This window comes from Amycolatopsis dongchuanensis, assembly GCF_039542405.1.
GTDB classification, from domain to species: domain Bacteria; phylum Actinomycetota; class Actinomycetes; order Mycobacteriales; family Pseudonocardiaceae; genus Amycolatopsis_E; species Amycolatopsis_E sacchari.
Genome location: NZ_BAABIB010000003.1, coordinates 1 through 9,397, shown reverse-complemented (window position 1 = coordinate 9,397; position 9,397 = coordinate 1). Strand labels below are relative to the sequence as shown.

Sequence of the window (9,397 nt, the reverse complement as noted above, 5' to 3'; positions counted from 1 at the left end):
TTGAACACCCTTCGCCCGTCTTCAACTACCGCCTCGACTTACGCATTAATCGTCTAGGGGTGACCAGGTGAGTTCGTCGTCGCCGTAGGGTGGAACCATGCCGCTCGTTCTCGCCGCCACACCGTTGGGTGACTCGCGGGACGCGTCGCCGCGCCTGGTCACGGCGCTCGCCGAGGCCGACGTCATCGCGGCCGAGGACACGCGGCGCCTGCGTGCCCTCGCCGCCGCGCTCGACGTGACCCCGCGTGGCCGCGTCGTCAGCTTCTACGAGGACGTCGAAACAGCGCGCCTGCCCAAGCTGCTCGAAGCCCTCCACGCGGACGAGACCGTGCTCCTCGTGACCGACGCCGGGATGCCCAGCGTCTCCGACCCGGGGTACCGGCTCGTCGCGGCGTGCGTCGCCGAGGACCTGCCCGTGACGTGCCTGCCGGGACCGTCCGCGGTCACCACCGCGCTCGCCGTGTCCGGACTGCCCAGCGACCGGTTCTGCTTCGAAGGCTTCGCGCCGCGCAAACCCGGCGAGAAGGCGCGGTGGTTCGCCGCGCTCGCCGGTGAGCAGCGCACGGTGGTGTTCTTCGAGTCCCCGCACCGCCTCGCCGCGACGCTCGCCGAAGCCGCCGACGCGCTGGGCGAGCGCCGTGCCGCCGTGTGCCGCGAGCTGACGAAGACCTACGAGGAGGTGCGTCGCGGCACCCTCCCCGAGCTCGCGGAGTGGGCCGCGGACGGGGTGCGCGGCGAGATCACCGTCGTGCTGGAGGGCGCGCGGCCCGCCGAGGTGAGCGTGGCGGACCTGGTCGAGCAGGTGAGCGCCCGCGTCGCGGAAGGGGAACGGCTCAAGGCCGTGGCGGCCGAGGTCGCCGAGGCGGCCGGGGTGTCGAAGAAGGAGCTGTACGACGCGGTCCTCACCGCCCGCCGGAACGGTGTTACTGGCGGGTAAGGTGCGCTTATGCGTGCTGTCCAGGTGACGGAGTTCGGTGGTCCCGAAGTCCTCAAGAACGTCGAACTGCCCGAGCCCGTGCCCGCCGAGGGGCAGGTCCTGATCGAGGTGGACCACGCCGGTGTGAACTACGCCGACACCCACCAGGCCGAGAACACCTACCTCGCGCCGAGCCGCCTGCCGCTCGTGCCGGGTGGTGAGGTGGTCGGCCGCACCCCGGACGGACGTCGGGTCGTCGCCCTGCTGAACGGCGGCGGCGGTTATGCCGAGCGGGCGGTCGCGGACGCGGGTGTCCTCGTGCCGGTGCCGGACGGGATCGACGACCTCACCGCGTTGTCGTTCATCGTGCAGGGTGCGACCGCGTGGCTGCTGCTGCGCAAGAGCGCGCACCTCGAGGCCGGGGAGAGCGTCGTCGTGCACGCCGCGGCCGGTGGGGTGGGCAGCATCGCCGTGCAGCTGGCCAAGGCGTGGGGCGCGGGCCGCGTGATCGCGACCGCGAGCAGCGAGGAGAAGCGGTCGCTGGCGCTCGAACTGGGTGCGGACGTCGCGGTCGACTCCCGTGCCGAGGACATGACCGCCGCGCTGCGCGAAGCCAACGGCGGCAAGCGGGTGGACGTCGTCCTCGACATGACCGGCGGGCGGGTCACGGACCAGAGCGTCGCGGCGCTGGCGCCGTTCGGGCGGCTGGCGTTTTACGGCATGGCGAGCCGCGAGCAGCCGAAGCCGGTGCAGCCGGGCAGCCTGCTCAGGCACTCGACGGCGATCGCCGGGATGTGGCTGCCGCACGCGTTGTCCTTGCCGGGCAACGTCTTCGGCACGGCCATGGCGGAGCTGTTCGACCTCGCGCTCGCGGGCCGCGTCCGTGCGATCGCCGGTGGCGAGTACGGGCTTTCCCAGGCGCGCGAGGCACACGAGGCGTTGCGTTCGCGGGCCACGGTCGGGAAGCTGGTGCTGGACCCGCGCCGGTGACGCGAGCAGGGAGGTGCGGATGACCGAGGACGGTCCGCACGTCCACGTGGAGCGCAAGGTGGTCGAGGCCGGCGCCGCCTTCCGCGGCGCGGTGGGATCGCTGCTGGGCGTGGTGCCCGACGCCCCGGCCGTGGTGACCACGGGTTGCGGGCTCCAGGTGCCGTACGCGAGCACCTCGACCAGGCCCGAGAGCGTCACCTGCCTGCCGTGCCGCGAGCACGCCCGGCGGGAGCACCTGCGCTTCGCCGAGCAGGTCGAGAACCTCAGCCGGATGCCGGGCGTGGCGATCACGCGGGAGCAGGCGGCCGCGGCCGTGGCGAGACACCGCGGCCTCGCCGACCGCTTCGCTTAAACCGCCGCGCCTTCGGCGAGGGCGGCGGCTGCGCGGACGAGGGCGGCGACCTCCTGCGAGCGGCTGCTGGCGGGCCACGCGATCACCGTGGTGATGTGCGGTGCGTCGACGACGGGCACCGCGACGTGTTCCGGCCACTGCCAGGCGCGGCTGGAGGCCGGGATGACCAGCAGCGTCTTGCCGAGCGCCACGAGCTGGGCGAGCTGCGACTGCGTGTGCACCTCCGGGCCGGGGCCCTCCGGGTACGTCCCGTCGAGCCGGGGCCAGCGGGCGATCGGCAGGTCCGGCACGTGGCTCACCTCCGCCATCGTGAGCTGCTCGCGGGACGCCAGCGGGTGCGCCGCGGGGAGGATCGCGACCTGGCCCTCCGTGTGGAGGTCCTCGGTGTCGAACCCGGCGAGGTCGTCGACCGGGCGGTGCATGATCGCCACGTCGGCGTGCCCGTCCCGCAGCAGCCCCGCCTGCTCGCCGACCTCGCACAGCAGGACCTCGACCGGGACCGGCGCCGCGTCGAGGAGCCGTTGCAGGAGCTCGTGCGAGGCCCCGGCCTTCGTCACGAGCACCAGCGGGCGTTTCCCGTCCGCGGCCCGGCGTGTCCGGCGCACCACGGCTTCGACGGCCGCGAGCGCCGCCCTGGCTTCGCGCAACATCACCTCGCCCGCCGCGGTGAGCGAGGCACCGCGGCGGTCCCGGTCGAAGAGCCGGACACCGAGCCGCTGCTCCAGCTGGCGGATCGCCCGCGAGAGTGGCGGTTGCGCGATCCCGAGCCGGACGGCGGCGCGGCCGAAGTGCAGTTCCTCGGCGACAGCCACGAAGTACCGCAGCTCGCGGGTTTCGAGATCGTCCACCCCGCCGAGGATACCGCCTGATACCTGCCGAGTATCAGTGTCGCGTGATGGTGAAGTCCGTACCGTCGGAGGCGATGGCGCCCGGCGTCCAGGTGTACGTGCCGCGGTCGTCGGCGTCCAAAGCGGACGGTGAGGTCGACGCCAGGTTGGTGCCGTTGAACTTCACGCCGGTGAAGGTCACCCCGCCGTTGATCGTGGGGTACGAGTCCGTCGGCGACTCGATGATGGCCTCCGCCGAGGAGTGCCTTGACGTCAACGACTTCGTGACCGTCTTCGTCCAGCCCTTCGTGGTGTCGCTGATCGACAGCTGGTAGGTGTTCGTGCCGGTGCGGGTGACCGTCGCGCTGATGTGGTCGCCCGCGCTCACCGCGTTGCTGTAGTACACGGGCGCGGCCGGGTACATCTCGTACCACGCCTGGTAGACGGGCCTGCCGCTGGAGCAGTCCGTCGCGACCCCGGTTTGCTCCACAGTGGACGAACCGTCGCCGTCGATGCCGACCCACGGGGCGAACAGGTCGTTGCGGGAGTTGCACGTCACCGACGGCTCTGTCCAGCTCGCCGTCGCCGTGGTGAAGCTGCCGAAACTCACGTAGCCACCCCAGTTCCCGCCCGCGAAGCTGTGGGCGCCGAACACGGGGGCCGCCGCCGCCGGACCCGCGAAGGCGGTGACGGCGACGGCGGCGGTGGCGAGCAGGGTTGCGCTGCGGGCGGGCCTGGGGAGCATGGCGGATTCCTTTGCCTGGCGGGGACGAAAGCCGGTCACCGAGCATTATCGAATCGGGAAATCCGCCGCCGACAGCTACTTTAGGCGCAAAATCGCAGCTCAAGCCGGGGTCAAGGAACGGTAAATCACCCCAGCTGCGCCTTGGCCGCGTCGGCGAACGCCGTCGTGTAGGTCTTCGACAGGTCGATGCGGTCCTTGTGGTTCTTGACGTTCTTCGAGAAGCTTTCCAGCACCTGCAAGGCGTTCTGCGCCCCGGCGGGGTCCATCCGCCCGTCGGCGTTGAACATCCCGATGCTGTCCCTGATCGACTTCACGTACAACGCCGGGTCCCCGCCCGCGAACGACGCCGGCATCTTCGCGGCGATCTCCTCCGGCGAGTGCGTGTCGATCCACCGCAGGGTGGACACGAACGCGTTCGCCAGCTTCTGCACGACGGCCGGGTAGCGCTGCACGATCTCGCAGTTCATGTACAGCGACGTCGCCGGGTACAGCCCGCCGAGCGCCGCCCGCGTGCCCTCCTCGGTGCGCAGGTCGTAGATTACCTTGCCCTGCCCGGTGTTCACGAGCTGGGCGATGGTCGGGTCGGTCGTCATGCCCGCGTCGATCCCGCCGTTGTTCAGCGCGGCGATGAACGTCTGCCCGGCACCGACCTTCACCGGCGTGTAGTCCTGCGCGGTCACGCCGGCCTTGCCCGCCAGCGCCTTCGTGAGGAAGTCCGTGGACGAGCCGAGCGACGTGATGCCGAGCTTGCGGCCGCGGAAGTCGCCCGCGTCCCGGATCTGGTCCGCCTTGGCCGTGCTGACCACCTCGGCCTCGCCGGGGATGTTGGCCATCTGCACGACGCTCGTGATGCACTGCTCCTTGGCCTGCAGGTCGATCGTGTGGTCGTAGAACCCGACCACCCCCTGCACGTCGCCCGCGAGCAGCGCGGTCTCGGCGTTCGCGCCGGACGGCTGGTTCAGCAGCTCCACGTCCACGCCCTGCGCGGCGAACCCGCCGAGCTGCTGGGTGAGCATCGCGGGCAGGTAGATGACCTTCTCGATGCCGCCGACCATGATCCGGATCTTCGGCGTGCCGTCCGCGCCGGTGCTCAGCGTGCGGGAGTCCCGGCACGCGGTCGCCCCGGCGAGGACCAGCACCAGTGCGAGCACGATCCCGGTGATGCGCTTGAACCCCATGTCAGATCCCGCTCGCCGCCGTGCCGCCGGGCGCCGGGCGCCAGCGCAGCAACCGGTTCTCCAGCCGGGAGATCACGAACTCGGCCAGCAGCGCCACCACGGTGATGATGATCATCCCCGCGTAGATGCCCGCCGAGTCGAACGTGCCCTGTGCGTTGGAGATCAGGAAGCCGAGCCCGGCCTGCGCGCCGGTGTACTCGCCGACGACAGCGCCGATCAACGCGAAGCCGAGCGCGGTGTGCAGCGACGACAGGATCCAGGAGGTCGCGCTGGGCAACACGATCGACGTGAGCACCTGCGTCCTGCTGGCGCCGAGGATCCGCGCGTTGTCGATGACGTTGCGGTCCACCTCGCGGGCGCCGGTGAAGGCGTTGAAGAACACCGCGAAGAACACGAGCACGAACGCCGTCGCGACCTTCGACGACAGCCCGATGCCGAACCAGATGAAGAACAACGCCGCGAGCACGATGCGGGGCAGCGCGTTGGCCGCCTTGACGAACGGCGCCAGCACGTCGGCGAGGTAGCGGCTGCGGCCCAGCAGGACGCCGATCAGCACGCCGGCCAGCACACCCAGCACGAGGCCGAGCAGCGCTTCCTCGACGGTGACCCAGATCTGGTACCAGATCGGGCCGAAGTCGGTGCCCTCGGTGAACCACTCGCCGAGCCGCTGCGCGATCTTCGACGGCTTCGAGTAGAAGAACGGGTCGATCCAGTAGGTGGCGGTCAGCTCCCAGGCGCCGAGCCACACCACGACGATCGCCAGGCGCAGCAGCCACGTGTTCCGCTTGCGCCGCAGGTGCGCCCTGCGTTCGCGGGCGACGATGTCCTCTTCGGACTCCAGCACCGGGGCCGGTGCGGTGAGCACGTCAGGCGACACGGGAAGCACCCCTTTCGCGGGCCTTGTCCACCTCGGTGCGCAGCGATTCCCACACCTCGCGGTAGATCTTCAGGAAGTCCTCGGTGAGCCGCAGCTCCTCCACCTCGCGCGGGCGCGGCAGCGGCACGTCGAACACGGCCTTGACCGTGGCGGGACTGGCGGTCATCACGACGACCTTGTCGGCCAGCGCGATGGCCTCTTCGAGGTCGTGCGTCACGAAGATGACCGCGGCGTCGGTGCCCTGCCACAGGCGCAGCAGCTCGTCCTGCATCAGCGCGCGGGTCTGCACGTCCAGCGCGGAGAACGGCTCGTCCATCAGCAGGATCCGGGGCTGGGTCACGAGCGTCTGGGCGAGCGCGACGCGCTTGCGCATACCGCCGGAAAGCTGGTGCGGGTAGTACTTCTCGAACCCGGCGAGGCCGACCCGCTCGATCCAGTCGGCGGCCTGCCTGCGGGCTTCGGCCTTGCTCGCGCCGCGGTAGCGGGGACCGGAGACGACGTTGTCCAGCACCGAACGCCACGGCATCACCGCGTCGTTCTGGAACATGTAGCCGACACCGTCCGGAATGGACCGGACCGGCTCGCCGTGCACGCGCACCTCACCGGCGGAGGCGGGCTGCAGGCCGGAGACCAGCGACAACGTCGTGGACTTGCCGCAGCCCGTCGGGCCGACGACGGCGACGAACTCGCCGGCGGAGACGGTGAGGGACAGGTCGCGGACCGCGGTGTGCACCGAACCGTTCCCGCTCGGGAACCTCTTGGTGGCACTGATCAGTTCGATCAGGGGAGGGGCCATCGGGTGACTCCTTCGTCACAGCGCTCGTTTCCCGCTGACCGTAGGAGTGCGTGAAGGCGACGTGAAGCTTGTTGACGTTCTGCGTGCGCACTGTGCGTTGTCCACGTTTTGCTCATTTAGCGCGAGCGCTTGACCAGCGCGTATCGTCTCGGAGCATGCTGGACTTCCGCCGGATGCGGTTCTCGCGCCAGATCCTGATCCTGCAGATCGGCGTCGTCGTGCTGCTGCTGGTGATCGGGTTCCTGCTGGTGGGCTGGCTGCTGTGGAGCACGCTGCGCGACCAGTACGGCGAGCGGGCGCGGGGCATCGCGCGCTCGGTCGCGGTGGACCCCGTGGTGGTCGCGGACGTCGCCGCGAAGGAGCCCGCCGGTGACCTCCAGGAACGCGTGCGGGCGGTGACGCAGCGGACCGGCGCGTTGTTCGTCGTGATCACCGACGACCGGGGCATCCGGCTCGCCCACCCCGATCCGGCGCAGATCGGCAAGGAGGTGAGCACCCCGGCCGACGAGGCGCTGGCCGGGCGTGACGTGGTCAGCGCGGTGCAGGAGGGCACGCTGGGCCTGTCGGTGCGGAGCAAGACGCCGGTGCGCGACGGGGAACGGGTGGTCGGCGAGGTCAGCGTCGGTTACCAGATCGGTGCGCCGGTCGGGGAACTGGTGCGGTTGCTGTTGATCAGCCTGGCGTTCGCCGCGGGCGCGCTCGCGCTCGGCGTGGGCGCGTCGGCGTTGTTGACCCGTCGGCTGAACCGGCTCACGCACGGGCTGGAACCCCGTGAGCTGACGGAGTTGTTGTACGAGCGGGAGGCGGTGTTGCACGGCATCGGCGAAGGCATGCTCGCCGTGGACGCGCGGGGCCGCGTCTCCGCCCGGAACGACGAGGCCGAGCGGCTGCTGGGCAAGCCGTTGCCGGTAGGGGCACCGGTGTCCGAATTGGACTTGTCGCCGCGGCTGGGCAAGGCGGTGGCGGAACGGCAGCCGGTCGACAACCTGCTCGCGGTGGCGGGAAACCGGGTGCTGGTGGTGAACTCCCGCGCGGTGCGGCGGGACGACCGCGACCTCGGAACGGTGCTGACCCTGCGCGACCGGACCGATCTCGATGCGCTGACGAGAGAACTCGACGCCGTCCGGTCCCTTTCGGACGGTCTGCGGGCGCAGCGGCACGAGTTCAGCAACCGCCTGCACACGCTTTCCGGGTTGCTCCAGCTGGGGCACAACGGCGAGGCGATCGAGTACCTGCAAACGCTTACCGAGACCTCCATCGCGAGCCCGGAGGCGCTGGGCGACAGCGTGACCGACCCGTACCTCCAGGCGATACTGGCCGGCAAGATCGAGCAGGCGCAGGAAAAGGGCGTCACCGTCCGGCTTTCCGACGACTCGTGGGTCCGCACGGCGGTGACCGACCCGATCGCCGTGAACACCGTCGTCGGCAACCTGATCGACAACGCGGTGCACGCGGCTCGCATGGGCCCGCGCCGTCCGGCCACGGTCGAGGTCGCGTTGCTGGCGGAAGGGAGGACGTTGCACGTGTCCGTAGTGGACAGTGGTGCGGGGGTCGCGCCGGAGGTGCGGGAGCGGTTGTTCGACGAAGGTGTGACGACGAAGATCGCGCCGGGACACGGTTTGGGGCTCGCGCTGGCCCGCCAGGCGGCCCGCGCGCGGGGCGGGGACGTGTGGCTCGCGGATGCCGGCGGGGCCGACGCGGGCGCGATGTTCGTGGCCGCGCTGCCGGACCTGCTGGAGGGCGAGGCATGATCCGCACGCTCATCGTGGACGACGACTTCCGGGTCGCCGCCGTGCACGCGGGGTTCGTCGAGGAGGTGCCGGGTTTCGCGGTCGCGGGCACGGCGCACACGGCGGCGGAGGCGCGGGCGCGGGTGCGGGAGCTGTCGCCGGACCTGGTGCTGCTGGACGTCTACCTGCCTGACGAGTCCGGGCTGGCGTTGCTGCCGGAGCTGCGGACGGACACGATCGTCCTGTCCGCGGCGGCGGACACGCGCTCGGTCCGCGCGGCGATCCGGGCCGGGGCGCTGAACTACCTGATCAAGCCGTTCACCACGCGGCAGTTCGCGGAGCGGCTGAGCGCGTACGCGCGCTACCGGCAGCTGGTGGCCGACGAGCGGAACCTCGGGCAGGAGGAGGTCGACCGCGCCTTCCGGCTCCTGCACGAACAGGACCGGGCGGGCACGGCGAAAACCCAGTCCAGCGCGACCGCCCGGCTGGTGTCCGAGCAGCTCCGGCGCGCCGCCCGCCCGCTGTCGGCCGCCGAGGTCGCGTCGGAGCTGGGCGTCGCCCGCGCCACGGCGCAGCGCTACCTGACGGCGCTGGCCGAGGCGGGGACGGTGGAGATGCGCCTGCGGTACGGCGCGACGGGCCGCCCGGAGCACGAGTACAGCTGGCGGGCGTGAATTATGTTTGAAATGGTCTGCGTGGCGGTGCGGGTCGGGGCCCCGCACGTCTTCCACCACCCCAATGGGCGCCCTCCGCGCGGCTGAGCTGATTCAAGGCGGCCCCTCGCTCCGGGATCGCCTCCTCATGACCGCCCACCCGCCAGCCCGCCACCACCCTCAACGGACGCGCTCCGCGCGACTGCCCCATTTCACAACCCGCAGCGGTGCAAGCTGCCTGCGTGGTGAGGCGGCTCCGCCGCTTCGAAACTCGACCTAGACGATTAATGCGTAAGTCGAGGCGGTAGTTGAAGACGGGCGAAGGGTGTTCAA

General features: G+C 70.9%; 10 protein-coding genes. 5 read left to right on the top strand and 5 right to left on the bottom strand.

Going from position 1 to position 9,397, the window contains the following annotated elements:
• The first annotated feature begins 97 nt into the window (after positions 1-97).
• The 3 genes from rsmI to ABFX51_RS00300 are packed head-to-tail and all read left to right on the top strand — an operon-like array spanning position 98 to position 2,258.
• Positions 98-937, top strand: a complete 840-nt coding sequence (gene rsmI / locus ABFX51_RS00310; protein WP_091511014.1) for a 16S rRNA (cytidine(1402)-2'-O)-methyltransferase — start codon at positions 98-100, stop codon at positions 935-937.
• A gap of 9 nt (positions 938-946) precedes the next feature.
• A complete protein-coding gene (locus ABFX51_RS00305; protein ID WP_346051286.1) occupies positions 947-1,906 on the top strand; it encodes a quinone oxidoreductase family protein in 960 nt (319 codons plus the stop codon).
• A 19-nt stretch (positions 1,907-1,925) separates the two neighbouring features.
• Entirely contained in the window at positions 1,926-2,258 is a 333-nt protein-coding gene (locus ABFX51_RS00300) for a hypothetical protein (RefSeq protein WP_346051285.1), read from the top strand.
• Here the strand turns inward: ABFX51_RS00300 and ABFX51_RS00295 are convergent.
• The 5 genes from ABFX51_RS00295 to ABFX51_RS00275 all read right to left on the bottom strand — a co-directional run bounded on the left by ABFX51_RS00295 (position 2,255) and on the right by ABFX51_RS00275 (position 6,681).
• Positions 2,255-3,106 carry a LysR family transcriptional regulator gene (locus ABFX51_RS00295; RefSeq protein ID WP_091511021.1) on the bottom strand — a complete coding sequence of 284 codons (852 nt, stop codon included), beginning with the start codon at positions 3,104-3,106 and terminating at the stop codon, positions 2,255-2,257. The genes ABFX51_RS00300 and ABFX51_RS00295 overlap by 4 nt on opposite strands.
• A 34-nt stretch (positions 3,107-3,140) precedes the next feature.
• Positions 3,141-3,830, bottom strand: coding sequence for a G1 family glutamic endopeptidase (locus ABFX51_RS00290; RefSeq protein ID WP_346051282.1), 690 nt, complete (start codon positions 3,828-3,830; stop codon positions 3,141-3,143).
• A gap of 125 nt (positions 3,831-3,955) precedes the next feature.
• A complete protein-coding gene (locus ABFX51_RS00285) occupies positions 3,956-5,008 on the bottom strand; it encodes an ABC transporter substrate-binding protein (protein WP_346051280.1) in 1,053 nt (350 codons plus the stop codon).
• Between the two features lies 1 nt (position 5,009).
• A complete protein-coding gene (locus tag ABFX51_RS00280; RefSeq protein WP_091511028.1) occupies positions 5,010-5,885 on the bottom strand; it encodes an ABC transporter permease in 876 nt (291 codons plus the stop codon).
• Positions 5,875-6,681: an ABC transporter ATP-binding protein gene (locus tag ABFX51_RS00275; RefSeq protein ID WP_091511031.1), complete on the bottom strand. Its 807-nt coding sequence runs from the start codon at positions 6,679-6,681 to the stop codon at positions 5,875-5,877. The genes ABFX51_RS00280 and ABFX51_RS00275 overlap by 11 nt, the downstream gene beginning before the upstream one ends.
• Before the next feature lie 155 nt (positions 6,682-6,836).
• Between ABFX51_RS00275 and ABFX51_RS00270 the strand changes: the two genes are divergently transcribed.
• Positions 6,837-8,432, top strand: a complete 1,596-nt coding sequence (locus ABFX51_RS00270) for a sensor histidine kinase (RefSeq protein WP_428832424.1) — start codon at positions 6,837-6,839, stop codon at positions 8,430-8,432.
• Positions 8,429-9,085 (top strand): response regulator, encoded by a 657-nt coding sequence (locus ABFX51_RS00265; protein ID WP_091511033.1) that lies wholly within the window; start codon positions 8,429-8,431, stop codon positions 9,083-9,085. Before ABFX51_RS00270 ends, ABFX51_RS00265 begins: the two co-directional genes overlap by 4 nt.
• The last annotated feature ends 312 nt before the right edge of the window (positions 9,086-9,397 follow it).

What these genes read in the sequence shown, in the direction of transcription:
- rsmI (WP_091511014.1), top strand. Translation starts at nt 98, where the DNA reads ATGCCGCTCGTTCTCGCCGCCACACCGTTGGGTGACTCGCGGGACGCG.
- ABFX51_RS00285 (WP_346051280.1), bottom strand. Translation starts at nt 5,008, where the DNA reads ATGGGGTTCAAGCGCATCACCGGGATCGTGCTCGCACTGGTGCTGGTC.
- ABFX51_RS00275 (WP_091511031.1), bottom strand. Translation starts at nt 6,681, where the DNA reads ATGGCCCCTCCCCTGATCGAACTGATCAGTGCCACCAAGAGGTTCCCG.
- ABFX51_RS00290 (WP_346051282.1), bottom strand. Translation starts at nt 3,830, where the DNA reads ATGCTCCCCAGGCCCGCCCGCAGCGCAACCCTGCTCGCCACCGCCGCC.
- ABFX51_RS00270 (WP_428832424.1), top strand. Translation starts at nt 6,837, where the DNA reads ATGCTGGACTTCCGCCGGATGCGGTTCTCGCGCCAGATCCTGATCCTG.
- ABFX51_RS00305 (WP_346051286.1), top strand. Translation starts at nt 947, where the DNA reads ATGCGTGCTGTCCAGGTGACGGAGTTCGGTGGTCCCGAAGTCCTCAAG.
- ABFX51_RS00300 (WP_346051285.1), top strand. Translation starts at nt 1,926, where the DNA reads ATGACCGAGGACGGTCCGCACGTCCACGTGGAGCGCAAGGTGGTCGAG.
- ABFX51_RS00265 (WP_091511033.1), top strand. Translation starts at nt 8,429, where the DNA reads ATGATCCGCACGCTCATCGTGGACGACGACTTCCGGGTCGCCGCCGTG.